Genomic DNA, 26,278 nt, shown 5'->3' on the forward strand with positions numbered 1-26,278 from the left:
TTGCACCCATTCGCGCAATATGCTAAATTAGGGTGAGATTTGAATCTATAAGGAGAGCTATTGAATGCAGCGAAATCTCTTAACCTTTTCTGTGGTAGTGCTTTTTGTCGGTGCGATCATTGCGCTGAATATAAACTCTGTCGAAAGCCAGAACGATAAGGTGCAGCGAGGAAAATACCTCGTGGACACGGTGGGCGCGTGCGGGCATTGTCATACTCCGCGTGCGGGTGCCGAATATAACATGGACATGTACCTTGCCGGACATCCAGCGAACGCGCCTTCTCCGCGCTACAACTTCAGTATGATGCAACAAGGCATCTTTATCCTCACGTCACCACAAATGAGTGCCTTCTCCGGTCCGTTTGGAACAAGTTTCTCCTCAAATTTGACACCGGACAAAGAAACCGGATTGGGTGATTGGACAGAGGAGATGTTCATCCAAGCAATACGTACTGGGCTTCATCAAGGTGTGGAGGGCAATCGGAAAATCTTTCCGCCGATGCCGACGAAGCACTATGCCCAAATGAACGATGAGGATCTGAAAGCGATTTGGGCGTATCTACGGACGATTAAGCCGGTTAAAAACGAAGTGAGTCCACCCTTGAATTCACGGGGTAGGCCGTACTAAAAATTAGACAGGACTTACACACAAAGCGGATATTGAGAGATGAGAGCAAAGGTGGGAAGCGTGGAAGGATGGAAGAAAGGAAGAATAGACCCCAATCTTCCAACTTTCCAGTCCACCCCGCAAATTCCACAAACGAATCCGTGGATATTGCGTAAACTCCTATCTATCGAAATTATTTGGAGACATTTTTCATGGCAGCAAAAAAACCTGTCCAAATTGCCGTCGTCGGTATGGGTATAGGTAAACCGAATGGAACGGCACTCGCCGGAAATCCGAGAGGCAACGTTGTCGCACTCTGCGATTTGCTCGAAGACCGGATGAAAGACTTCGCTAAGGACCTACCGGGCGAGGTTAAATTCTACACAGATTACAAAAAGATGTGTAAAGCGAAGGATATTGACGCTGTATTCGTTGGCACCCCGAATCAGTGGCATGTGCCAATAGCATTGGAAGCCGTACGGAACGGCAAACATGTCATGGTAACGAAACCGCTCGCCGATTCCGAGGAAGCAGCGCAACAACTGGTCACGGAAGCAGAGGCAGCAGGTGTCGTTAATATGATGTCGCTCTCTACGCGCTTCGGGAATGACACCCAATACCTCGGCAATCTTGCGCGCGATAATTATTTCGGAGAACTCTATTACGCGCGGGCACGGAGCGTGCGTAGGAGTGGTATCCCGGCGTGGAATCTCGGTTTCATCCAGAAAGGCGGCGGTGCATTTCGCGACATGGGGGTCCATGTGCTTGACTCGGCATGGTGGATTCTCGGATTACCAAAGCCAATTGCGGTACTCGGTGCTGCTGGCGCGAAGTTCGGACCTCGAGGCCTCGGCTACTGGAAAGGGACGAAAGCCCCTAAAGAGATCTACGAGAAATATGATTCTGATGATTACGCTGGTGGGTTTATTACTTTTGAAGGTGGTGTCGGCTTGCAGGTGGAAAGTTTCTGGGCATCACACCAACCCGACGAATTTCAGATCGAACTCTTCGGCACAGAGGCAGGCGCGACGCTGAAGCCCCTACGACTCTATCGAACCGATAAAAAAGGTGAATTTGAGAACATAGACGCGAAACTTCCAAAGAGTAAGTATGGCAAGTCGTGGGATGCTATCGCTGATCATTTCATTGAATGTATTTTAGATGACGTAACCTGCAAGGCACCCCTCCGCCATGGATTGATTGTCCAACAGATGATGGAAGGTCTGCTCACAAGTGCTGAGACAGGACGCGAAGTTCAGATTGCAGAAACTGAATGAGGGATAAAAAATGACCCTTGACACGACAACACTTCGGAACGATTTCTCAAGGGACGGTTTCGCTATCGCGCCGAACCTGTTCACGCGAAGTGAAGTCCAACGGCTCAAGTTAGAATGTATCGACATTCTGGAAGCCGTTAAAGCAGAAACAGGCACAGTCGCTGGACACGGTGTTTATGTCGGCTTAGCTGCGCGGAGTCCTGTCTTTCAAACCGCAGTCGGTGATGAACGGATACTCGATATTTTAGAAAGCGTTTATGCACCGGACATTGAATTTCTAAGCGACAAGGTAGTTTTCAAAAGCGAGACAACGACCTTCGCCAGCCCTTGGCACCAAGATTGGTCCTATTGGTACGGCGCACATAAACTCTCAATTTGGGTTGCGCTTGACGATGCGACTGTTGAAAACGGGTGCCTCAAACTCTTTCCGGGTTCTCACAAATCCGCTCTTGTCCACGATGGCGATGCCAGTGATGGACATGGGTTCGGGAATCGACTCCGTCCAGGTGCGGTTGACGAGAACCTTGCCGTCACAGCGGAGATTGAAGCAGGTGGTGCCGTCTTTTTTCACGATTTGACGCTTCATTCCAGTCATCCCAATCGTTCTGGAGAAGAACGCTGGGTCTGGATTCCGACGTACCGCGACGCAAAGGCGGAGGATACCGATTATCCGTGGGCTGTCGCTGCGAAAGTTTTACGCGGAGAGAAACTGTCTGAATCAGGATTCACAGGATAGATAGATTGTCAGGATTAAGGTATGCCAGCGAGGCTATCGTGTTAACCAAGAATTTTTGTTTTATTCTGAAAAATAAAAAATCCAAAGGAGGTATTAATGGATTTTATCGAAGCACTCAGTAATTTATCAGCGAGAATCACAAAGCAAAAAGATGTTATTCAGACCGAGGAGGCGACGAAAACTGCTTTCGTCATGCCTTTTATCAACCTTTTGGGATATGACGTATTTAACCCAACAGAAGTAGTGCCCGAATTTACTGCTGATGTTGGTACAAAACAGGGTGAAAAGGTTGACTACGCCATTTTCAAAGATGATGAAGTTATCATGCTCATTGAGTGCAAAAAGTACGGTGAAGATTTGTCTGATGTTCATACCTCACAACTTTACCGTTACTTTTCAGTGGTTCACGCTCGAATTGCTGTATTGACAGATGGTGTTCTGTATCGATTTTACACCGATTTAGAAGAATCGAACATAATGGATACCAAGCCTTTCCTTGAATTCGACATGCTTGATATTCAGCCGCCGTTGGTCAATGAGCTCAAGCGGTTCACCAAGCCCGCTTTTGATTTGAATGAAACGCTTACTGCTGCAAGCGACTTGAAGTATACAAAAGAAATAAAGCAGACGATGATTGAGCAATTGGAAACGCCTTCCGAAGATTTTGTTCGATTTTTCCTGTCTTTTGTCTACAGCGGTGTAAAAACGCAGGCAGTGGTTCAGCAGTTCACGGATATTGTCAAGCGTGCCTTGAACCAGTTTCTAAATGAACAGATTAATCAACGCTTGCAGTCTGCAATCACAAAAGGGGAAGTTGCGGAACAGTCTGTTGAAGTTGAAGAATCCGATGAGTCAATTGAGGTAGAGGTTGAGTCTCGTATTGTAACAACCGAAGAAGAATTAGAGGGATTTTATACCGTTAAATCCATCATTCGTGAAGTGGTTGCCCCAGATCGAATTGGACACCGGGACACAATGAGTTATATGTCAGTCCTGCTAGATGATAACAGGCGAAAACCTATATGCCGTCTTCATTTTAACAGTACCAAAAAATACTTGGGGTTGTTCGATGGGGGAAAAAACCATGAACGGATTGAAATTGGGAGTATAGACGATATTTACCAGTACACAGAACAGCTAAAAGCAACCGCCCAAAGTTATGATACTCCTGATGTCTCAGAAAGCTCAGAGTAATGTTAGATCGGGAAAACTAGCAAGGAGAAATTATGTTTAAGAACCTGAGTACCGGTGCAATCGGCATCCGGGCAAATATGACTGAAGGCTTAGACCTCGCGAAAAACGCCGGTTTTGAAGGTCTCGACCTGAACATCGACGAAGCCAACCAACTCGCACAAGAACACTCTGTCCAACACGTCAAAGACCTCTGGTCAGAGGCAGGCATTGCGATGGGAGGTTGGGGATTCGGTGTCAATTGGCGCGGTCCCGATGCCGACTATTATGCCGGTTTAGCGCAGCTGCCGGAACGTGCAGCACTCGCCGCAGAACTCGGCTGCTACCGGACAACCACCGTTGTAGGACCTGCTTCAAACGATATGACGTATCAGGAGAATTGGGATTTTTCCGTCAAACGGCTACGTGCTGTCGCCGAGATTCTCAAAGACCACGGACATTCCATCGGGCTTGAGTTCATTGGACCGGCGACGAGTCGCAAGGGTTCCCAATACCTCTTCGCCTATTCAATGGATGCGATGTTAGGGCTTGCCGCTGCAGTCGGCACAGGGAACGTTGGACTGCTGTTCGATACATGGCACTGGTACACCTGTCGCTCCACGACCGACGATGTTCGCAAACTCTCTGTATCGGATGTCGTTTACGTCCACATCAACGATGCACCCGCCGGTATTGACCCAGACGAACAGATTGACAACATCAGATGTCTCCCCGCCGAAACCGGCGTGATCCCGCTCACTGAATTGATGCAAATCCTGACGGACATCGGTTATGAAGGACCCGTGACACCCGAACCCTTCAGCCAAAAGGTAAACGGTATGGAACCCGCAGATGCGGCGAAAGCCACTGCGGAATCACTGGATCAGGTGTGGGAAAACGCAGGTCTGTAAGTATCCTGTCTACTTCTTGTGTTTCAAGACAGTTTGTGTTATCATTTAGAATATGACAACTAATTCTCAAAAAGAGGGCCCCCGGGTTTACATTGACGCAACGATTCCGAGTTACCTCGTCTCTAGACCCAGTCGTGCTGTCAAGACAGCGGAACGGCAAAGAATCACGCGGCAGTTTTGGCAGGACATCCGTTTTGAATTCGTTTTGTCCAACTATGTTATTGCCGAAATATCAATGGGGGATAGCGAGCAAGCATTACATAGGCAGAGAGTGGTTGAAGGGCTTAGTCTTGTGATTGTACAGAATTCTGACCGAGCTTTTGCACAACATTTGGTTGATCAGGGAGCTCTTCCGCAAATTGCCTTCACCGACGCTGTCCATATAGCTGTTTCGGCAATACGCGCTATCCCATATTTAGCAACGTGGAATTTCGCGCACCTTGCAAACCCACATACAAGACCGAAAATTGAACAAGTTTGTCGCAACGCAGGTCTTGCAATGCCTTGCATCGACACCCCCGCGACAATATTGGAGGAACTCTCTCATGTATGACGAAATCTTGAAGGAATGCCTTGAGGCCAAAAAACGTCTCGTCGCTCTTTTCGGTGATTTGGAGACGTATATGGAATTTATGACAAAGCAACAGGAGAAGCAGATGAAGCAGGGCATCAAGTACGTAGATTTACCAGTCGCCCCTATAAAAAAGAAGGAAAAGCCTAATGCCTGAGGTTCAAGTTGCCAGATGAAGTAGGAACCGGCCCACGAAAATAGACACGAATAGTGCAAACTTTACTAAGTATAGGAGTGTGACTTAACGTGCAACTTATTGATAAAGAGAGCATCCTCGCGATGACACACTTATGGGAAGGCGACCGGTTCCCTGACGGACGACCCCGCGTCCCCGATGATATCATTCAGCGGATGAAGGCGATCAGTATTGAACAGGCGTGGGGTGTTCTCCACGGCAACGGCTATCAGTTCCAATTCGCTGGCGATTGGATGAACCTCCACCCGGATCGAGTTCTCGTCGGTAGAGCGGTGACGTGTGCGTTTGTGCCTGTCCGCCCCGATTTCAACGATGCCATCTCCACACAAGGCGAAAAGGAGGGACGCGTCGGCGGTCAAAACTCGTGGGTGATTGATACGCTCGTCCAAGATGATGTCATCGTCGTCGACCTCTTCGGCAAAGTGAAGGACGGCACCTTCGCCGGTGATAACCTCGGCAATTCCATCTATGCGAAAACAGGCACTGGCATGGTCATTGAGGGTGGCATCCGGGACCTTGATGGTATCTACGAGTTGCCCGATTTTGCCACATTCGTGCGCGGTGTGGATCCGACAGGTATTGCGAACGTCACACTCACCGGTATTAATATCCCTATCAGAATTGCAGAAGCGACAGTTTTACCGGGAGACATCGTTTTAGGGAGGCGCGGTGGCGTTATTTTCATTCCACCGTATTTCGCGCAACAGGTCGTTGAACAGGGCGAAGAGGTGGCTCTCCGTGATCGGTTCGGGCATCAACGGCTACGTGAGAGTGTGTATACGCCGGGTGAGATAGATCGGAAGTGGTCAGAGGAAATTGAGGCGGACTTTGCGAAATGGCGCGAGGAGCAGGAGTGAAGTATGTCTGAAGCAGGATTTGCAGGATTTTAGGATTTTCAGGATGAGAGGCAACCTTCAAGATGGGAAGACGATATGGATCACCCCATATCAAAATCTCACACGTCCATTTTTGACTTTTCACCTATTTACTGTTAGAAGAGTTTTGCTTTTTTATTTCCCCATTTTGGATCAACTGAAGGGGCACAAAGACAGTCACGATTGTGTTCCAAAGCCGCTGCCTCACGGTAGTGCCCTCCATTTTCCAACTCGCGTATTTTCTGATTATAGTGCCCAATTACGCGTTTGTACACTTCTTCTGCAGTCAAACCGTCGGCAAACGCCCGATCTATTTCAGAGTCACAGTCAAAAAAAGCATCGGAAATACGCATCAAAACGATGAACTCTTCATTGTACCCAAAGTAGGCAAGGCATCCATGGGTCACAAAGTCAGGACCAAGTCCAACAGCAGTTTGACAGGCAAAAAAATGAACAACCTTGCCATCCGATTCCTGGGGTTGATAACTCCCTATATCAAAAATAGGGTTGTAATGTTCTCCCATATAGGTTGTCTCAGTCCCATGTCCTACGCCTGTCATATAAATGATGTCTTGTTGACATGCTTTCGGTTTAACGTGAAAACGACACGCCAATTTGCCCTGACAACGTACAATTTCAAACCCTCTGGCTTCCAGATAAGGATAAACATGCCGATTTCGATAGTCGTAGGAAGCTTGTGTAATCCTATCGTAACTGGAATCAATAGCGAGAACTTTCAAATCAGGTTCAATTCAACGCGTCGTTTTTTGCTTGAGACAACGTTTTACCTTTTGTTATTTTTTGTGAACTAAAGGTTTCCTTCAAGCGCACGTTTGAGTAACATTCTAATCATGCGCTGCTCAACGTCAATTAAGGCGCGCCCTATAGATGTTCGTTTCTGTACTTCGTCAATGGCGTGCTTCTTGTCCACTATCCGCTGACCCAGGATACCTACGTCAAATTCGGGGCTTTGCCGAATGCGTTCCGCGACCAATTCTGACTGTTTCTCAAGGGACAAGCAATTAAATGGAACCTGTGTTGGTGCTCCGTCTACCACTTCTCGTAAAGAAATCCATTGACCATCGGGTGTCATAGCCACTGGACGACTCCAATGGTCTTCGTGCGTCATTGGTGCGTTATTCGCCATGAGTGTCTCCTTAAGGACTCAGAACCAAATTATCTTTCTCTTTAAACGGGTTAATGGTATTATACCATAAAAAGAAATAAAAGTCAAAAAAGCGAAAAATGGTAGATTTTGCTACGTTCGTGCGTGGTGTGGATCCGACAAGTATTGCGAACGTCACGCTTACCGGTATTAACATTCCTATTCGCATCGCTGAGGCGACGGTTCTACCCGGAGACATCGTTTTAGGGAGACGTGGCGGCGTTATTTTCATTTCGCCGCATTTCGCACAACAGGTCGTTGAACAGGGTGAGGAGGTGGCTCCCCGAGATCGGTTCGGGCATCAACGACTACGGGAAAGTGTATACACGCCGGGCGAGATAGATCGCAAATGGTCAGAGGAAATTGAGGCGGACTTTGCGAAATGGCATGTCGATCAAGGATGAGGGTATTACCTAACTATTTATTGTAGGAAGACTTTGAAGAAATGGTGATAATAGAGTTATTTACTTACGTTTCCATAATATCTATGATGGTATTTTGCGCAAATGTCATGAAAAAAAAGGGGCTTTTGAAAAAATTGGATTCTATCTATTTTTTTCTTTTGTTGACTCTTATTATCTCACAGATCATTATTACTGCTATAATATCCAGCCCGATTCTACCACAAACAGAAGATTCTAATCCCTCCACAATCCTTATCTGTATCGGAGCGATATTAGCCTTGGCTCTCATTTACATTATAACCCGCATAGTCGAATCATCCACTGAGACCCATGAATATGCGCGAAAATTTACGTTATCAGCAATGTTCATAGTACTTGGAGCGAGTTTTTGCGCGATATTGATATGGCCATCAGAAACGAACATGGATTTATACAGAATGCCTTTTGCCTTGGCTTTATGTATTGGTATGGTGTATTACCCATCGACACTTGATCAGTTGATTGGAATGAAGGGCGATGCGGAAAAAAGCACACCTGACGAGAGTCCGCCTGAAGACAGTATCTCTAACGAGAGTATATCTGGTGAGAGTGTGTCTGAAGAGAGTATGCCTGACGAGAGTGCGGATGGTTATAAGGAAGCTATCATTAAATTGGCCACTGAATCCTGGCATTTTACAACGGTTTATCAACGTATGCTTACCATCCTTGATGCCAGCGAGCATCGAAAATATACAAGTCAGTTGCGCTGGCATTTAAAAAAGATGGAGGAATCTCTTGATGAAGGCGGACTCCGGATCGTCAATGTCGAAGGACAACCTTATGATCCCGGTATGGCTGTCATACCGTCCAATATTGAAGACTTCGACGAGGATGTTCCTTTAGTAGTCAGCCGGATGCTTGAACCGATAATCATGGAAGGAACGGCCTTGGCAAAAATGGGAAAGGTTACTTTAAAAAGGAGGATAATAGAAGAATAATGGCAAACTATGTCGGTATTGACTTAGGTACCACAAATAGTGTTATCAGCACCTACGATGGAACTAACACCCGAATCAGACAAAGTATACGAGAACGGAACGATGTAACGCCGTCTGCTATCCTGATTGGGCGGAGTGGAAACATCACGGTCGGTCAGAGAGCTTATCACCAAGTCGGACGACTTCAAGATAACTGTGCAACGGAATTTAAACGTAAGATGGGAACCAGCACACTAATTGAACTATCCGGGGCGAATCGCACGCTTACCGCGGAGGAATGTTCGGCAGAAGTATTAAAGACGTTGTTCGGTTCCCTACCTGAAGAAATCAGAAATTCCCCAGATACGGGAACTGTCGTTACGGTACCTGCAGCATTCAACCAGATAAAGAGAAATGCAACGAGTGAGGCTGCGGAAATGGCGCAAATCGGTAACGTTAAACTTATGCAAGAACCGGTCGCTGCTGTAATGAGCTATATGCGTGTTCGCAACACTGATGGCAGATTTTTAGTCTATGACCTCGGGGGCGGCACATTTGACGCTGCCATCGCTGAAAGCACCGGAGGAAGGGTTTCCCTGCTTGCGCACGGAGGAATAGAGTTCTGCGGAGGGCGAGATTTCGATCGCCTGCTACGTGATAATGTTGTTCTCCCCTATCTACGCGAGAAATACAATTTACCTGATGACTTATCTACAGATCCAACTTTCCGCAAAATTTTACGACCTGTGGAGTTGAGTTGTGAAGCTGCAAAGATCAGATTATCTTCGGAAGTAGAATACGATATAAATGTTGGTGATTTTGATGAGGAAGAACCGCTACTGGATCTAAACGGAGTGGAAATCTATGAGGACATCCCTTTACATCGCGACACCTTTGATAGACTAATAGCAGAGAAGCTCAACGACACCATAAATCGTGTACGTGAAACGATGGAAGAATGCGGGGTTAACGCCCAGGATTTAGATTGTATCGTGTGGGTTGGCGGTCCGACACATTACAAGCCGTTGCGGGACAAAGTTTCCTCTGAACTCGACATTGCGGGCGACTTAGATGCCGTGAACCCTATGACGACTGTCGCTGAAGGGGCGAGCATATTTGCCGAGTCCATTGATTGGAGCTCAGAGAACCGCGGAAGGAGATCGACCCGTGGGCAAATTTCAGATGCGGAATTACCGTTCCGTTTTAATTACATCGCTCGAACATCGACAGATACAGCAAAAATTGCCGTTCAAGTTGATGGAAACGTTCCAACAGGGAATACATTCGAGGTTTTGAGCCTTGATGATGCCTCGATTTCTGGACAGTATCCACTCAAGCATGCGACGACTATTGACGTGTCCTTGCCAAAGCCTAGCGATAACACGTTTAAAGTTACAGTATACGATGCTGCAGGGGAACCTATAAAGCAGGAAGAAATTGTCATCACCAAAACGGCGGCAATTCTTGATGCGATTCCAGCTTCACATACAATTGTTTTAGAAGTTTTAGATCGCCTGGGTGGTCAACCGAAACCTTATCATCTCATTGAGAAGGGCGCACCACTTCCTCAAGAAAAACGGAGTGTAGAACTAATCGCTGGCCAAACAGTTATCGCCGGTTCATCCGATTCTCTCAAATTTATTCTGTGGGAGGGGGATATTAAGCACCCGATTAAGGACAATCGCTTCATCGGTTGTTTAGAAGTGACCGGACGTGATTTCGATGACGGTATAATTTCCGAGGGGTCAGATATAATATGCAATTATGAAATTTTGGATTCAGGCGAAATCATATTAGAGGTCGAGACCCGAGAGATCGCTGGCATATATAAAGAGAATTTTTACTCACGTGAAGAAGCGGAGCGGGATTACTCCGCAGATGCTTCTCAGATTGCTAACGAAGCTACTCAAGTCCGCAACCGCGTCGATGAAATCGCAAATAAAATTGACGACCCCAGACTCGAGGATGCCCGTAGGAAACTGGAACTCCCAAGTTCGTTAAATTCCGAGGAGTCGGATACCGAAAAGGTTCAGGAAGCCAGCGAAGCGATCTTAGATGCTAATAACTTGATCAATCGGGTGAAAAAAGATAATCTCAAGGTAATTCGTCAAATGGATCTTGATGATACACTTACCTTTTTTGATACGTATATTCGCCAGCACGCGCGCCCATCGGAAGCAACGGAATATGATAACCTCGTTGCTACAGCGCAACGTTCCATTGACAATAATGATTCTGACGAAGTATTTGAGTCGCTTCTCAGTCAACTGAGGGGGAGAAATTTTGAGATACTGTGGCGTCAACCCTGGTTTGTTATTGAGCAATTTAAGCATTTAGAAAGCACACCCTACGCTTTTCTGGATCGGCGACGTTTTGAGGAACTTGCGCGTAGCGGTAGGCAACTCATAGAATGTGAAGGACTTGATAAAGATCTCCGCCAAGGGGCTATTATAGATACCCCTGCCATTGCGGAACTCCGTGAAGTTGTCAGGGAACTTATGTTCCTTCCTCACATTGGTGGGACAGAAGATGCCGATAGCACTATTCAGATGGCAAATATTTTCTTGAAAAACAGCCCCTAAAATCAGCGTTCAGAGTGAAAGGCAGTATTTCTTTATTATCAGCAGAAATGGATCTTTTACAGAACCCTTTTTATATTTTGACAGCGACACAGCAAGACGACCGGCGCAGGATTATGGAGCTCACAGAGGAACGAGGGCTGTTATCAGATGCCGATAAATGTATAGCAGCACAAACTAAACTCGTAAATCCGCGAACGCGTATATCTGCTGAAGTCGCATGGCTGCCGGGGTGCGTTTCTGAACGCGTTTACGATCTGTTGATGCTGTTAGAATCGTCTGCCGGAAATCACCTTGGCAATGATGAAACTACATCTATCGCGCCTGTTGATTCACTTGCCTCTGCACTATCGCGTTTACCTTATGCAAAAAAATACAACGTTGCAGACAAAGTTTTAGAACTATTGAAACCATCAATGAGGTCTTTTATTCAGGAAAATTCTTTAAATTCTTTTAAAACAAATAACCTGATGGAACTCGGAAAGTTTCTCGGTATAGACAAACTCACGCCTATTGCGCGAGCGAACTTACTTGCTGCTCGGATGTCACGTTTACCAGATTACACGCCTGATGGTATTGCCAAGTGGATACTCGCAATTGCGCAAGCATTTGAAGCTATCAATCCAATAGAGGTACACGCAACACTTAACGAGGAACGCAAAGTCTCCGGCTTTCCCGAAATAACAGATTTGTCAACGATAGAATTGGAAATACGAAATCGTAGACTTTATTATCAGCAAGTTATCAAATCGACTTTAAAAAATATACTTACCGCTAAAGCGCGGGTGAGATCAGTTACTACGGTTCTTTCGATAGTTAAAACTGCAACTGATAGTGGTAAAAACAGCTGGCCTATTCTGATTGAGGCTACCGTTGATTCCTATGAAATAGAGGCTCAGACCTCCCTTGGAACCGTAGAAAAAAACATTGAAACACAGGACAAAAAAATCCGAATTGCTGCGGAAATGGAGGAGCCCGATACTATTTTTGCATCGATGGTAGATGAATTCATTGAAACCGTCAGAGACTGGGGTATCATAGCGGCCCCCATTCAACTCAACAAAAATAGACAAGGCTTACGTCATAATGCAAGTCACGATATAGCAGATCGGGTCAGACAATTGGCTATACACCTTTTTAATGAATACGATAAACTTGATTTTTCTCAAAAAATCCTGAATGTGTTACAAGAAGTTTTCACTGGGATTCCCGCAATCGCTGGACATATCACGGCTGACCTTGAGACATTAAATAAAATCGCCAAACGGCGTGAACAGCAGATATTCTAATCTATAAGTTTTGTTAGTTCTTGATAATCTGGAGAAAATGTGGACCTTTTAAAAAACCCTTTTCATATTCTCGGTGCTACGACGCGAGATAACCGGCATAGGATTATGGAACTCGCTGAGGAATGTAGTCTGCTAACGGATGCCGACGAGTGTATGGAGGCACAGTCTATACTAACCAATCCACGCAGGCGCATCTCTGCTGAAGTGGCATGGCTGCCGGGTATCAACCAAATACTTACTAACGGATTTTTGAATTTATTGGAACGATCTGCGGAACTCCGCATGGAACTGTTTCACAAATTGATAACGTTCATGGAAAATGTGAATGAAACGGGTTATGAACAGAGCCTTTTCGGGAACGAAAAACTGATTCCTCTCTCTCGTGCGAACTTATTTGCTGCCGGACTATCTCGTGTACATGATCATTTGCCAGATGACATTGGCCAGTGGAGTGGTTACATTTATCGCTCCTCTCCTCCGACAACAGTGCAGTGGATACTTGAAATCGCTAAAGCGTTCGACGGAATTGAGATGAAAGAACTCTGCATAACCATCAACGAAGAACGTAGAGAATCGGGTTTTCCCGAAATAACGAACCTGTCAATTATAGAAGATGAACTCCAAAATCGACGGCATTATTACCAGCAAGTTATCAATTTGGCGTTAAAGGATCTATCCATCTGGGAACTTGCGAAAGCAGTGACTATAGGAATTAAAACAGCAACAAGTAACGGTGAAAAACACGGACCAATTTTGATTGATGACCTGGTAATCTGGTACGAAAACCATATTCAAGGATCTATTGAAAATGTGGAGTTGAAAATTAATATACACATAGAGGACATCCGGTCAAGGGCTGTTGCTAAACAAACTGACTCTAATTTGGGCTTTATAATTAATGAACTCATCCGGACCGTAAAAGAATGGAATGTCCTTGCGCAACCGATCCAAGTAAGCAAAAAAAGCAGAGGAGAACGGCATAACGCAAGTTTTGAAATGGTAGGACGCTTTAATGACTTGGCTGCTGCCTTATTCTTTGAATACCGTAAACCTGATTTCTCCAGAAAAATTTTAAATACACTCAAGGACATATTCTCTGAAGTACCAGAAATTGTTGAACAGATTGTTGAGATCTTAAGGGAATTAGAAACACAAATAGGTCTTGTTATAGCAATAGAAAGTTTTGAAAATATCAAGGCACAAGTTGAACAACTCAAGGAGGCTTCGGACGCGAAACAATCAGATTACACTTTAACTCCGATGGTCAATCAACTCATACAATCTGTCAAGTCATGGGATACCGCTACACAACCGGTTGAGGCAAATAGCGGTGTGGCATTTACTGTTAGAGAGGTAGCTCTTCATCTCTGTAACAAACACCGAAAAATTGATTTCGCCATACAGATCACAAACGCGCTAATCGGCGTATTTAATGCAAACAGTGTAGGTGTCGAAGTAGTAACACGTCTTACTGAAGACAAAGCAGCATTAGTTGCAATGAAAAATTTTGAAAACATCAATACACAAGTTGAACAACTCAAGGAGGCTTCGGACGCGAAACAATCGGATTATACTTTATCACCAATGGTCAATCAGCTTATACAATCTGTCAAGTCATGGAACACTACTGCACAAACGGTCGATGCAAATAATGGTGTGGCATTTACTGTTAGAAACATAGCCCTTCACCTTTGGAACGAACATCAAAAACTTGATTTTGCTATACAGATCACAAACGCGCTAATTGGTGTATTTAAAGGGGTGTATGGGATGGATGAGGTAAATAACCGACTGAAAGAAGACATAATGACATTATATGCAATGAATATTCAACGCAGACGGACAATCGAACCGCCACAGAAAAGAGGAGGTACCGGTTGCCTCTTGCAAATCGTCATTTTTGCTATTCTCGCGCTAATCGCAGCTTTTTCACAAGGGTGTTAGGAAAAGTTGTTCCTCATTCTATTGCTCATCTGGAAAATTTGACCTTTTCCCACATTTACGGTATACTTTGAAATATGTTGACACCTCGGACACTGACGAAAACAATTGGAAAAAACAATGTGTAAAGAAATTTCGATGACGGAATTACGGGGAAAGCTTGGCGAATTGCTTGATGGAGTCCACCATAACGGAGATAGGTTAATCGTCAAACGTGCCAATAAGCCACTCGTTGCCATTGTTCCAATTGAGGCCTATGAAAAAACGCTTCAACAAAGGGAAAGAGCTTTTTCCGTCCTGGAGCGAATATGGAAAAAAGTACCAGCAGCGAGCGAAGAAGAAGCACAAGCAGATATTGAACAGGCAATGATTGAGGGGCGCGCGGAGAAAGTCCATAAGTAGATTTTCTGAATAGTTATGTTTGACCCTACCGCTGAACTGAATCACGCTGAAAATTTGACTTTTCGCAAGGTCTATGGTATACTTTAAAATGGCAATTGTCTAAAGTACGCAAGCAGAACCAACATGAAAATCGCTAAAAACCTGACAGACCTCATCGGGAATACTCCGACGATTCGCCTGAACGCCTTGACCGGTAAGGACGATGCGACTATCTTCGCGAAATTGGAGGCTTACAATCCGGGGGGTAGCATCAAGGATCGGATTAGTTATGCAATGATCGTTGATGCTGAGGAACGCGGCATTCTCAGAAAAGGAGATACCATCGTTGAACCCACTGCTGGCAACACAGGTTTAGGACTCTCTATTGTCGGTATCGCGAGAGGTTATCCTGTTACGTTGACGATGCCAGAAAACGTGAGTCGCGAGAAATATGAACTCCTCTCCTCTTTCGGTGCAAAAATTGTGCTAACGCCGGAACACGGTGGCATGGCAAGTGCTATCTGGGAAGCGGAAGCAATTATCAGAAAAAACCCACGGCACTATATGCCGAACCAGTTCACGAACCCTGCAAACCCCGAAATCCATCGCCGTACGACAGCGGTGGAAATTCTCAAGGCGATCGGTACCGACATCGACTTTTTCGTTACAGGGGTTGGCACAGGTGGCACACTGACAGGCGTTGGAGAAGTTTTAAAAACAGAGTGTCCCCACGTGAAAGTCGTTGCGGTGGAACCGAGTGTTTCAGCGGTGCTCTCTGGCGGTAAACCGAGCCCTACCCGCATTGATGGGATTGGCGCAGGGATGATCCCTGAAGTGCTCAACGTTGATGTTATTGACGAAGTCATTACAGTCGGCGAAAAAGAGGCTTACGAAATGATGAAGTCAATCTCAACAACCGAAGGGTTATTGGTTGGGATGTCGTCCGGTGCAAATGTCTACGCTGCATTACAAGTTGCGAAGGTGCAAGGACCCGATAAAACCGTTGTTACGATTCTCCCTGACACGGGGGAACGCTATTTCAGTTTGAGTCGTTATTTTGAAATTGAATCAGACGTTATGGATACGCTTCCGTAAGTTTTTTAACTAAGGGAACACAATTAAAAAATTGAATTATCCAGTAGATCAAACGCTCTGCCAAGAAGTCCTGTTGACGGAGAGTCCCCAAGAAATCCTTTTCTCTCTCTTCAAGCGGTTCAAAGAACGCGCTGCAATCGTCACAAGTGGGCAACTTTCGGGTATGGTTATGATACACTTAGCCGCCGAAAACCAGTTGCCGTTCCGCGTCTGTACACTTGACACGCTGCGTCTTTTTCCTGAGACATACGACTTCTTTGAGAAGGTGGAAGCGCGCTACGGTATCCAAATTGAACAGATTCAGCCCGATCCACAAGAAGTTCAGGAGATGGTTACGCAGCACGGCGAATACCTGTTTTTCGACAGTAAAGCGAAGCAAGAATACTGTTGTAACATCCGAAAAGTTCGTCCGATGCAACGCCTCCTTGAAACGTTAGATGTCTGGATAACCGGTTTACGTCGTGATCAGTCCGAAGCCAGAAAAGAACTCCGAAAGGCAGAAATTATTTCATCAGCGACACACCCCGTGCTAAAGGTGAGCCCACTGATACATTGGACAACCGATGAAGTGTGGCAATTTGTCCGTGAAAACGAAATTCCTGTGAACCCGCTGCTTGAAGCAGATACCCAAGGTCACTATTATGAATCGCTTGGGTGCGTCATCTGTACAACGCCAATAAAACCCGGAGAACCGAATCGGGCAGGACGGTGGCGTTGGCAAAACGCAGCCCACGCACCAGAAAACGACACTACAGAAGAAAACACTAAAGAGTGTGGATTACACTATTCGATTTAATGGTTATCGGTTATAAGTTATAAGTTAAGAGGATCCTTGGAACAGTTTCGTTCCCTGTGAAGGTTTCCACAGAAAACCTCTTTAACTGTTAACCAAAAGGTTTTTCGCAGAAAAACCGAACTGATAACTTATAACTATAAAAAAGGAGAAAATATATTTTATGGCTGTAATAGTCCGTATTCCAACACCGCTGAGACGCTTGACGCAAAACTTGGCGGAAGTTGAAACAGAAGGTGCCAACATTGAAGGCATTATCGAAAACCTCGAAGCGAACTATCCCGGGATGAAAGAACGCCTTTGCGACGACGGCGGAAACATCCGTCGGTTTGTAAATATCTATCTCAATGACGAAGATATCCGCTTCCTTGACGGGAAAGCAACCGCTGTCGCAGATGGTGCTGAAATCTCAATTATTCCAGCGATTGCCGGTGGATGTAATCAGTCTTAATCGTTATTGCTGTCGGTTATCGACTATAGGAAACCTTGTAGGGACGAGGTGACCTCGCCCCTACGATGGCTGCTATTCAATGTTAACTCTGCAACCCGAAACTCTCAGCCAGATATGTGACCATGCGAAATCGGAGTTTCCCAATGAGTGCTGTGGCATCATCTTAGGAAGCGAAGCACAAGAATTTGTCCGGAAATGTCGGAATATACAGAACGAACTTCACCAAGAAGATCCAGACAAATATCCGAGAGATGCCCGCACAGCTTATGTCATACATCCCGACGATCTCATCGCTGTTCACAAAGAGGCTGATACCCAACAACGGCAGATTAAAGCCTTCTACCATTCACACCCGAACCACGAAGCATACTTCTCCGAAAAAGACAAAGCAGATGCGACGGTATGGGACGAACCTGCTTATCCGGGTACCACATATCTGGTTATCTCAGTTTACGACACTGAGATACGCGCGGTAAAGGCTTTTGCATGGGATGAAACGGCGAAAGATTTTGTTGAAGTCGAGGGAGCGTTTAAAGAAACTTAACACGGCAGGATGATCCCTCCGTACTTCAGATTGTGCTTTAGTTTTATATTGAGGCAAGAACTATGCAACGCTGGCAAGTCTACCTTCAGCAATTTATGCCGGACATGCGCGTTGTTAAATCACCCACTCTTAAGCCCTACGTTGGACTTATCACGTTTTCTGCTGCCTCCCTTGCGATTGCCTTAGGAATAACCCTCAATAAAATCCTCGTTTTTGAATATCACTCAAATTCCGGTGTTGTCGGATGGCTCAGCGTTAACGAGTATCCGAAACAGCAGGAATACTTCTTCTATCTGCTGGCACTGCTCGGTATCCCAACAGTAATATGTTTATACTGGTTCGGTTGGTGCGTGTTTTCACGTTGGTGCGCTGAACGCACTACACAACCGATACAGCGTGTCCTGAAAGCAAACGCATTGGCATCAATTCCGTTGTGGCTCTGTTGGTTACAGGTCTACCACATCGGTCAGAGTATCCTGATAGGCTTACTGCTACCGATAGGTTTATCTGTTCTGCTCAAATTGGTGCTGCTCTACCTGCGGTACTTCCCTACACTGTGGAATTCGGCTGTTTCGGATGACACAGGCGAGGTTAAAAACTTCGCCAGCGAAAAAGAGGGAAACCTCGCCAGCGAAAAAGGGGGGAACCTCGTCAGTGAAACGGATGGCACTTCCGCTCCTGTAAGTTACAGAACCACAAAGATTTGGCGTGGTGGACTTGAATACATTATCCTTCCAGTTTTCATCTATCTCCTTACCTACTCTGCGAGTATTCACGGCAATATAGATTTATTCCACGAAGGGGAGCGGCTCGCGCCTCTCAATGAAATGCTACGCGGCGGAGTACCGTTTCGGGATATCTACATTCAGCACGGACTCTTTCAAAACGCTTACTTGGCATGGGTTGGCAGTCAACTCTTTGAACCAACCCTATTCGGTGTGCGTTTAATGGAGGACATATTGGCTCCGCTCGGTTATGTCGCGCTTTATGTGCTCGGCTTGCAAGTATTCCGAAGCAGATTCTTGGTTGCTTTCTTATGTGTGATTATCGCTTCTGGAACCCAGTTCTGGGTATCTCCACGGCATAGTCTCGGCTTAATTAGTTTCGCCTTCGTAGCGAATTCCCTTATGCACTCCCAAGAAACTCGCACGAACAAGGTCCCTACCTATGTATGGAAACTACTCCTCGCTGGACTCTCCACGAGCTTGGCATTCTGGTATAGCACTGAAGTCGGACTCTACACACTGGGTGCCATCGGATTGTTTCTGGTTATATATGTTTCACGGGGCGGCTTTGGAACAGAGAGCAGAGGAGGGCGAGGTTACAAACCTCGCCAGCAAGTGGTAAGGGTGACAGAATACCTGCGTCCCTTAGTCAGTTATGGTTGCGGGGTGTTGGTAGGTTTTTTTTCGGTAGGCATCTACTTCTTGTCCCACGGTGCATTGGACGATGTCATTTGGAATTCCTATATCCAGTGTCGTTATCAACTCGCAACATGGGGACTCGCCTTCCCGTCTCTATCGAAAACGCTTGCGCTATTGTCAACAGATGGATGGCACGCTTTCATCTTCAGCGAAGGGTTTCGATGGTATCTGCCGATCTGTATCTTTCTGATTGTCGCAGCCTACTTGACCTACCGAGGACTATCCAGCACGCATTCAGCCAACACGATGAAACTTCTTCTCTTACTCCTCGGTGGCATCGCATTCTTCCGTACGGCACTGGGACGTTCAGATGGTGGTCACTTGATTTACGGCGCGACCTTCTTATGGCTGCTCTGTCTGTTTCCACTGGAAGGTGGTATTTTTTCGATGTTTCGTGCTTTAAAAGGCGAGAGACGTTGGCAGCATGCCCTGAAAACGGCATGGGTGCTAATTCCGATAGCGATATTCTGTTGGTACGTTGGGGAAGCACATCAACCTTTGGCGGGTTTCAATGGGAAATGGCAACGCTTGCGTCAGAATCCGTTCAAGCAAAGCACCGGAACGCAGGAATTAGTGCGCGCGGGAAGGGTAGACATTCCAGATGACCAAGTTGAACAGATTCAAAAGGTCGTCGCCTATATTAAGGAAAACACGGCAGAGAACGAAAAGATTTTCGATTTTACGAGTCAGGGTGCTTACTATTTTTTCGCGAATCGACTGGGTGTCTCCCGATTCCATCAGGTCTCGTACGCATCAACACCAGCAATGCAGCAAGAGGTTATTGATGCTCTTGAGGAAGACAAAACGCGTTTGGTGATCTTTAAAACAGGGGGATGGTTCGATGCCGTTGACGGTATTCGCGTGGAGGAACGGCATCCGTTAATTGCGGAATACCTGCAGGAAAATTACGAACCCGCGGTGAATATAAATAGTACGGAGATCCTGCTTAGAAAATAGTAGTCTGAACCCAGATACTTATGATTTTAAGATTTACCATGATTACAAGAACATCTAATCCCTGTAAATCTGGTAATCTCATCAATCACAGTTCAGACCTCTTTAACTGACAACTGATAACTGGTAACTGACAACTATTTCTGCTGTTCGACAAAGATTCGGTAGATGTCCTCAAAGAGTCTGACATCGGTGAGTGTATCTTCGGCTGAAGAACGGAAGGGTTCATCGTTACGGAGGTTTGCGACAAAGTATTCCGCTTCCCTGTGATATGCCCACGTCCAACTCGGTCTTGGAATCGGGCGCGTGATCTCCTGTTCCTCCCCGGCGCGGTAGATTTCAACCTCGGCAGGCGTGTTTTTCAAGAGCAACGGCGGTGCCCACGTATGAACCCAGCCATTCTCAAAATAGATTTGGCTATGCTCATCCCAGCGGTAGTGTGAAACATGCCCGGTCTCCAGCGCTACACGAACGCCGTCCATATCAAAGATAACAACACCGGAATACCCGTTTGCGTCCAAATCAACAGCTTTGACAGTGACTTTATCACCAGCATCGAGGAACCAACGCATCAGATTGATATTGTGCGTATACTGCTGGAGGTATCCCAAATAGGAACCGCGCCACTGCTCCGGTATCCATTCTGGCGTTTTAGCAGGTGCACCCGGTTTTGCCTCTGTTGTCCCGTCCATGTGGGTATCAAGATTGCACACCCAATCCCCACCGAAGCCGTGATTTCTGGCGTAAGTCAAGCGTCCGAGTTCACCGGTTTCTCGGAACTGTGAGACCCGTGACTTGACAATCTCGTTTCCGGCATCGTAGCGTTTCATATAGCCGACCATCAATTTCTTCCCAGACTTCTGCGATGCCGCCACAATCGCCTCGGCTTGTTCAGTGGAAACCGCCATCGGTTTTTCCATGAAGACATGCTTGCCTGCTAAAAGGAGATCCTTCGCGATCTCGCCTTGTAATGCGAAGTCGGCGGAGACAGCGACCGCCTCGATATCGGCGTTTTGTGCAAGTTCTTCATGGTCCCGATAAAGGTGCGGGATACCGAAACGACTTTGGACTTTCCTACCGAGCTCAGAGCGTACTTCTGCGAGTCCGATGAGTTCACAGTCAGGAATGCTTGTAAAATTGGGGATATGGACCTTCTGTGCCATGAATCCACAGCCGATATAACCGAGTCGAACTTTCTCCATGTTTTTAATTTTCCTTGCGGTTCGGTTAGGTGAGTTGAGTCAAAAACGTTCCTCTCCGTATTCCCAGTGTACCCCCCCCATCCCAGTAACGGGTGGGGACCCCGGTCGCGCTTACTAATTCCGTCCCAAAACTGACAACTGACGACCGATAACCGATAACCACTAAGACACGTCGCGCGATTCTATCTGCTCAACTGCCGTTTTCGCCCCTTCCCGTACGAGTGCGGAAGCATCGTTTCGGGCAAGCTGCTTGAGTTTGTCAAGGCTAAGACTCGCCTCCAATTTACCGAGAGCAACGGCAACGAAGTAGCGGACATCCGCATCCTCGTCGTCCAACGCTTCGAGCAAGGCATTTGTGTCCATCATAGTGGCGAGGTGCCGGTCGGCATCACCAATATTAATCAACGCTTGCGCCGCGATTCGCCGAGAATGAAGGTCTCCATGACGGAGAGAGACGATCAATTCGTCATTGTCTTTCGGAATAACTGCAAGGTTATCCCAGTCACAATCCAAGCAAAACCAAGAATTACCCTCCAACTGTCGGAGGTTCGCATTTCCACAGGCGGGGCATCCCTCAAATACCTGTTGCTGACTCATGTTCATTGTCCACGGTTACGGCACATATCTTGGTGTGCCTACTCCTTTAAGTGCCAGTTTAGTCGATTGTAGGATTGGTTTCCATTTCCGGTAGTTCGCGCCAGATTTCAGGACCTTCTGGTTTGAAGTTAATGGTAGCGATAAACTGCATGCCGTGATAGAAGTTGATTTTGAATTTGCCGCCCCCGAAATTCTCTCTGAGATACGCCAATGGAGTTTCAATCAAGGGACCCATTTCGTCGGCATGATAGAACGCGAGCGGTTTAAATCGCACCGTATTGCCGACCGGTTCCTGCACGAGGAGCTGTGCCGATGTCGCAGGGAAGAGTACTTGAAATGCTTCCCAAAGGTCAGCAACGGTGGGATTTGCGTTCCCGATTCGTTTTTTGAAGTCGTTCTCAAGATATTCCGAGAACGTGTTGAAAACCCAGTCCATGATTTAGCCATCGGTTATCGGTTATCGGTTGTCGGTAGGATATGCAGCAGTTACAATAGTTTTGCACACCACAAACTGCTCTTAACCGATAACTGACAACTGACAACTGACAACCATTCCTCTGATAACTGATAACTATTACATTGGAGCCTTCAAGAAGTCCTTCCAATCAAAATTGGGCAGAGGAAACTCCTCTGTGGCTTTGCATTGTCAAAAAGTTGCTGCTTTCTCGAAGAACTCAATATCTACACGTTCAACACCGGCTTGCCGAGCATTCTCAGCGACGCGCTGCACAACCATCTCACGAACAAACGGAATTGGTATCCGCTTGACCCGATGCTTGACTTCCTCGGTACAAGGCACCGCAGTGTTATCAAGATAGGGACCGTCCTGAAGGGCACCCTCATCAGGATGATCGCACGTCTCTGGCACTAACTGCTGTAAACGCATTGAGACGTAATCGGTTACCCACTGCTTAAGTCCCTCTGCCTTTTCGGTATCAACTTGACCGACATCAGAACGTTGTCCCAACTTCTCGTTGATACTGACGAGTAGATTTTCCACACGTGTCAAGCGTTCTTCTACATCCGTAAGCCGTTCGTTTGCGTTATTTTGTTCGCTCATTTCTTCTCCTTTTTTAATTTAACCTGAGTTCCGTAATAAAAATGCAAATATATCCTTAGAGATAGCGAAACCCAACAACCCAACTAATCCTGAAAATCCTAAAATCCTACGAATCCTGATTCAGACAACTGAAAACCGCCGGAAACCGATAGCCATTTCCTAAACGACCCAATATTTCCAAAGATCCTCTGGAATTTCGTATTTAATCTCTTCCCGTTTTTTATGGGAATAGCGTGCAAAGATACCAAAACGAGGAATGTCTCTTATATTTCCTGAGCCGGTATGGCAGAGAAACGCATGCCACAAGACGACATCACCCGCAGCACCTACAAACTCACGAGGTCCATCCGGCGATAAATCTGAAAGTACATGCCATCCCCAATCCTCGATATCGTAGAAACTACCATCAATTTGCTCAGGATATTGAAGGAAGTATTTGTGTGTTGAATAATGGCTTCGGGGCCAAAAAACAAACGCACCACCGCCGGGTTTGACATCATAGAGATAGGTCGTCGCACCGAGCATAAACGGACTCCAGCCACCGGGACCGTAGGCATCAATGTGTCCGCTACCGGGCATCGACCACTCTTCCTCTGGATTGGGCCACTTGACAAGCGGTGAACCGCCACCACCGGTAAATTGCCCGCCGCCGAGTTGCTCGGTAATCTCTTGCATCGCAGGCAACTGCCCAAACAGCGGTGAGAAACTGAAGTTCTGGACCACATAGTCATTGGGCCATGTCTCCGGTGTTTTTAAGCTGGAATCAAAATGTTTCCAGATCTGTTCTCGCCATTCGTCAATTATCTCGGAGTCAATAAAATTTTCAAGGATAAGGTATCCATGTTCCTGAAAAAATGCAATCTGTTCTGTTGTAAGCATCTAAGTTCCCTCTATCGGTAAAGGGCTGATAACCGTTTTTTAAATTGCCCAATATTTCCAAAGATCCTCTGGAATCTCGTATTTGAACTCTTCCTGTTGTTTGTGGGCATAGCGCGCAAAGAGACCAAAACGCGGAACACTTCTTATATTTTCTGATCCGGTATGGCAAAGAAACGCATGCCACAACACAACATCACCCGCAGCACCTATAAACTCACGAGGTCCCTCTGGCGATAAATCCGAAAGCACATCCCAGTTCCAACCTTCGATATCGTAGAAACTGCCATCAATCTGCTCTGGATATTGGAGAAAGTATTTATGCGTTGAATAGTGGCTTCGGGGCCAAAAGATGAAAGCACCACCCTTGGGTTCAGCATCATAGAGATAGGTTGTTGCCCCTACCATAAAGGGACTCCAACCAGCAACAGCACCATACGCGTCGATGTGTCCATCCTTGGGCATTGACCACGCTTCTCCAGGCTTGGGCCATTTGATAATTGGTGAGCCGCCACCGCCTGTAAAAAATTGTCCGCCACCAAGCTGCTCAGTAACCTCTTGCATCACAGGTAGATGCCCAAATAATGGTGAGAAGGTGAAGCCTTGAATTTCATAGTCGTTGGGCCACGTCTCTGGCGTTTCAAAGCTGGAACCAAAATGTTCCCAGACTTGGGCGCGCCATTCATCAACTATTTCAGGATCGATTAAATTCTTAAGAATAAGGTATCCGTGTTCCTGAAAAAATGCTATCTGTTCCGTTGTGAGCATACAAGTTCCTTTTAAAACTGTTAAGACACAGCGACATGTGTCTACTCCTGTGACGGCACAACGGAGTGTGCCTACTACTTTGCATTAGCGTTTCGGTCGGAAAGATGGGATGCCGGTTTTGTCAAATCGTTTTTTGACGGCTTGCATCAACTCAGGCGTAACCTCACGATAACCGTGTTCACGTGCATATTTCTCAACGCTTTTGATGACCATGCCACGCGCAAATGACGGCACGCGCTTCAACCGCTTTTCTGCTGCCTTGCTCCACTGCAAATCATAATCGGTTTCGGTTGCAAAAGCAATCTTTTTCTCTATTTGAACAGGAGGTGCGTTGTGTTGTCCGGGCTGATACTCACACGACGCATCTTCAGCGAGGTAGTTATTGGTAGTCGCATAGGCTCGCGCACGGCAACCGCCGCACACCTCTTTGAATTCACAAACCCCGCACTTTCCTTCAAGCAGATCTCGATTTCGTAAGTCCTGAAAGGTTTCCGATTCATTCCAGAGTTTGACAAAACTCTCCTCCTTGAGGTTACCGACGCTAACAGGTAGATAGGGACAAGGCGTCAGTTCACCTTCAGGTGTGATACGGCAGTAGTAGATACCACACGGACAGGTCCCACTCGGATATCCCTGAAGGAAAGCAGAGTCGGATTGCTGTTCATAGATAACACGTTTATAATGCGGTGCGCATTTCGCTGCGATGAGCATCTTCCCAGCATAAGCTGCTTGCAACTCGAAAAACGTTTCAAACGCCTTTTCATACTGCTCAGGCGTAATGTCCATTACTGTCTTACCCCTTCCCGTCCGGACAAGAAAATAGAGATTTAGCACCTTCGCACCGAGTTGATACGCGAATTCTACAATCTTCGGAATTTCGTCGTAATTCCACTGTGTCACGGAGGTTTGAACGAGGAAATCGAGTTGGGCACGTTTGAGTGCCTCTACACCGTTCATCGTTGCTTTCCACGCGCCTTCCATACCCCGAAACCGATCATGGTTTGTGGGTTGAACAGAGTCGAGACTGATGCCCGCACCGGTAACACCGTGCTGTTGCATTTTCTCAACGACGCTATCGTTCAACAGCACACCGTTCGTGCCCATGACAACAAGAAACCCGGTATCGGAGGCATACTTTGATATCTCCAAGATATCCGGGCGTAATAAGGGTTCCCCACCGGTGAGAATAAGGAGGATGTGTGGATTGATTTCGGCGATTTCATCGATGACGCGAAAACATTGTGATTGGCTTAGTTCCGCATCCCTGGAATATTCCTGTGAACCTTGAATATCGGACACTTGAAAGGTTCCATCCGCTAATTCGTTTGTGTCAACAAAGCCTGCGGGGAGATAACAGTGTGTGCATTTCAGATTACATAATCGGGTGATATTCCACGAAACTGCCTGAACTTTGGTATTTTGCATCTTTTTGAAAGTATTTTCGCTCTGCACCTGT

Annotated in this window: 27 protein-coding genes and 1 pseudogene; 19 read left to right on the forward strand and 9 right to left on the reverse strand. The window is 46.4% G+C overall.

Annotated features, from left to right (window positions below):
• Positions 1–64: 64 nt before the first annotated feature.
• The 8 genes from OXH39_05765 (at position 65) to OXH39_05800 (ending at position 6,325) form a co-directional block, all read left to right on the forward strand.
• Positions 65–628: a c-type cytochrome gene (locus tag OXH39_05765; GenBank protein MCY3549950.1), complete on the forward strand. Its 564-nt coding sequence runs from the start codon at positions 65–67 to the stop codon at positions 626–628.
• 191 nt (positions 629–819) lie between these two features.
• On the forward strand, positions 820–1,884 hold the full coding sequence (locus OXH39_05770) for a Gfo/Idh/MocA family oxidoreductase (GenBank protein ID MCY3549951.1): 1,065 nt from the start codon (positions 820–822) through the stop codon (positions 1,882–1,884).
• 10 nt (positions 1,885–1,894) lie between these two features.
• A complete protein-coding gene (locus OXH39_05775) occupies positions 1,895–2,620 on the forward strand; it encodes a phytanoyl-CoA dioxygenase family protein (protein MCY3549952.1) in 726 nt (241 codons plus the stop codon).
• A gap of 96 nt (positions 2,621–2,716) precedes the next feature.
• Positions 2,717–3,814, forward strand: a complete 1,098-nt coding sequence (locus OXH39_05780) for a type I restriction endonuclease (GenBank protein MCY3549953.1) — start codon at positions 2,717–2,719, stop codon at positions 3,812–3,814.
• Between the two features lie 32 nt (positions 3,815–3,846).
• The gene (locus OXH39_05785) at positions 3,847–4,701 is read left to right on the forward strand and encodes a sugar phosphate isomerase/epimerase (protein ID MCY3549954.1); all 855 of its coding nucleotides are present in this window, start codon (positions 3,847–3,849) and stop codon (positions 4,699–4,701) included.
• Between the two features lie 52 nt (positions 4,702–4,753).
• Positions 4,754–5,254, forward strand: coding sequence for a type II toxin-antitoxin system VapC family toxin (locus OXH39_05790; GenBank protein MCY3549955.1), 501 nt, complete (start codon positions 4,754–4,756; stop codon positions 5,252–5,254).
• Positions 5,247–5,429: a hypothetical protein gene (locus OXH39_05795; GenBank protein ID MCY3549956.1), complete on the forward strand. Its 183-nt coding sequence runs from the start codon at positions 5,247–5,249 to the stop codon at positions 5,427–5,429. Before OXH39_05790 ends, OXH39_05795 begins: the two co-directional genes overlap by 8 nt.
• 89 nt (positions 5,430–5,518) lie before the next feature.
• Entirely contained in the window at positions 5,519–6,325 is an 807-nt protein-coding gene (locus OXH39_05800; protein ID MCY3549957.1) for an RraA family protein, read from the forward strand.
• Positions 6,326–6,459: 134 nt separating this feature from the next.
• On the opposite strand, the gene OXH39_05805 is transcribed toward OXH39_05800, so the two are convergent.
• Both OXH39_05805 and OXH39_05810 read right to left on the reverse strand, forming a co-directional pair.
• A complete protein-coding gene (locus OXH39_05805) occupies positions 6,460–7,083 on the reverse strand; it encodes a hypothetical protein (GenBank protein ID MCY3549958.1) in 624 nt (207 codons plus the stop codon).
• Positions 7,084–7,151: 68 nt separating this feature from the next.
• Positions 7,152–7,490 carry a hypothetical protein gene (locus OXH39_05810; GenBank protein ID MCY3549959.1) on the reverse strand — a complete coding sequence of 113 codons (339 nt, stop codon included), beginning with the start codon at positions 7,488–7,490 and terminating at the stop codon, positions 7,152–7,154.
• A 116-nt stretch (positions 7,491–7,606) separates the two neighbouring features.
• Between OXH39_05810 and OXH39_05815 the strand changes: the two are divergent.
• The 11 genes and pseudogenes from OXH39_05815 (at position 7,607) to OXH39_05865 (ending at position 20,322) form a co-directional block, all read left to right on the forward strand.
• A pseudogene (locus tag OXH39_05815) lies at positions 7,607–7,912 on the forward strand (RraA family protein).
• A gap of 107 nt (positions 7,913–8,019) precedes the next feature.
• A complete protein-coding gene (locus OXH39_05820; protein MCY3549960.1) occupies positions 8,020–8,889 on the forward strand; it encodes a hypothetical protein in 870 nt (289 codons plus the stop codon).
• Entirely contained in the window at positions 8,889–11,450 is a 2,562-nt protein-coding gene (locus tag OXH39_05825; GenBank protein ID MCY3549961.1) for an Hsp70 family protein, read from the forward strand. The genes OXH39_05820 and OXH39_05825 overlap by 1 nt, the downstream gene beginning before the upstream one ends.
• A gap of 14 nt (positions 11,451–11,464) precedes the next feature.
• Complete coding sequence (locus OXH39_05830; GenBank protein MCY3549962.1) at positions 11,465–12,736, forward strand: hypothetical protein; 1,272 nt, start codon at positions 11,465–11,467, stop codon at positions 12,734–12,736.
• Between the two features lie 153 nt (positions 12,737–12,889).
• Entirely contained in the window at positions 12,890–14,680 is a 1,791-nt protein-coding gene (locus OXH39_05835) for a hypothetical protein (GenBank protein MCY3549963.1), read from the forward strand.
• A 117-nt stretch (positions 14,681–14,797) separates the two neighbouring features.
• Entirely contained in the window at positions 14,798–15,079 is a 282-nt protein-coding gene (locus OXH39_05840) for a type II toxin-antitoxin system Phd/YefM family antitoxin (protein MCY3549964.1), read from the forward strand.
• A gap of 123 nt (positions 15,080–15,202) precedes the next feature.
• Positions 15,203–16,153 carry a cysteine synthase A gene (gene cysK / locus OXH39_05845; GenBank protein ID MCY3549965.1) on the forward strand — a complete coding sequence of 317 codons (951 nt, stop codon included), beginning with the start codon at positions 15,203–15,205 and terminating at the stop codon, positions 16,151–16,153.
• A gap of 31 nt (positions 16,154–16,184) precedes the next feature.
• Positions 16,185–16,949, forward strand: a complete 765-nt coding sequence (locus OXH39_05850; GenBank protein MCY3549966.1) for a phosphoadenylyl-sulfate reductase — start codon at positions 16,185–16,187, stop codon at positions 16,947–16,949.
• A 160-nt stretch (positions 16,950–17,109) separates the two neighbouring features.
• The gene (locus OXH39_05855) at positions 17,110–17,397 is read left to right on the forward strand and encodes a MoaD/ThiS family protein (GenBank protein MCY3549967.1); all 288 of its coding nucleotides are present in this window, start codon (positions 17,110–17,112) and stop codon (positions 17,395–17,397) included.
• A 79-nt stretch (positions 17,398–17,476) separates the two neighbouring features.
• Positions 17,477–17,941 (forward strand): M67 family metallopeptidase, encoded by a 465-nt coding sequence (locus OXH39_05860; protein ID MCY3549968.1) that lies wholly within the window; start codon positions 17,477–17,479, stop codon positions 17,939–17,941.
• A gap of 62 nt (positions 17,942–18,003) precedes the next feature.
• The gene (locus tag OXH39_05865; GenBank protein MCY3549969.1) at positions 18,004–20,322 is read left to right on the forward strand and encodes a hypothetical protein; all 2,319 of its coding nucleotides are present in this window, start codon (positions 18,004–18,006) and stop codon (positions 20,320–20,322) included.
• Between the two features lie 134 nt (positions 20,323–20,456).
• Here OXH39_05865 and OXH39_05870 read toward each other — a convergent pair whose 3' ends face one another.
• The 7 genes from OXH39_05870 to OXH39_05900 form a co-directional block, all read right to left on the reverse strand.
• Positions 20,457–21,521 carry a Gfo/Idh/MocA family oxidoreductase gene (locus OXH39_05870; protein MCY3549970.1) on the reverse strand — a complete coding sequence of 355 codons (1,065 nt, stop codon included), beginning with the start codon at positions 21,519–21,521 and terminating at the stop codon, positions 20,457–20,459.
• 162 nt (positions 21,522–21,683) lie between these two features.
• On the reverse strand, positions 21,684–22,118 hold the full coding sequence (locus OXH39_05875; protein MCY3549971.1) for a HEAT repeat domain-containing protein: 435 nt from the start codon (positions 22,116–22,118) through the stop codon (positions 21,684–21,686).
• A 58-nt stretch (positions 22,119–22,176) separates the two neighbouring features.
• Positions 22,177–22,554, reverse strand: a complete 378-nt coding sequence (locus OXH39_05880) for a hypothetical protein (GenBank protein MCY3549972.1) — start codon at positions 22,552–22,554, stop codon at positions 22,177–22,179.
• A gap of 210 nt (positions 22,555–22,764) precedes the next feature.
• Positions 22,765–23,178, reverse strand: a complete 414-nt coding sequence (locus OXH39_05885; protein ID MCY3549973.1) for a PCP reductase family protein — start codon at positions 23,176–23,178, stop codon at positions 22,765–22,767.
• A 159-nt stretch (positions 23,179–23,337) separates the two neighbouring features.
• The gene (locus OXH39_05890; protein MCY3549974.1) at positions 23,338–24,057 is read right to left on the reverse strand and encodes a hypothetical protein; all 720 of its coding nucleotides are present in this window, start codon (positions 24,055–24,057) and stop codon (positions 23,338–23,340) included.
• Positions 24,058–24,096: 39 nt separating this feature from the next.
• Positions 24,097–24,822 (reverse strand): phytanoyl-CoA dioxygenase family protein, encoded by a 726-nt coding sequence (locus OXH39_05895; GenBank protein ID MCY3549975.1) that lies wholly within the window; start codon positions 24,820–24,822, stop codon positions 24,097–24,099.
• A gap of 84 nt (positions 24,823–24,906) precedes the next feature.
• The gene (locus OXH39_05900; protein MCY3549976.1) at positions 24,907–26,247 is read right to left on the reverse strand and encodes a radical SAM protein; all 1,341 of its coding nucleotides are present in this window, start codon (positions 26,245–26,247) and stop codon (positions 24,907–24,909) included.
• Positions 26,248–26,278: the final 31 nt, after the last annotated feature.

It is taken from the genome of Candidatus Poribacteria bacterium, from assembly GCA_026702755.1.
Classification (GTDB): Bacteria; Poribacteria; WGA-4E; order WGA-4E; family WGA-3G; genus WGA-3G.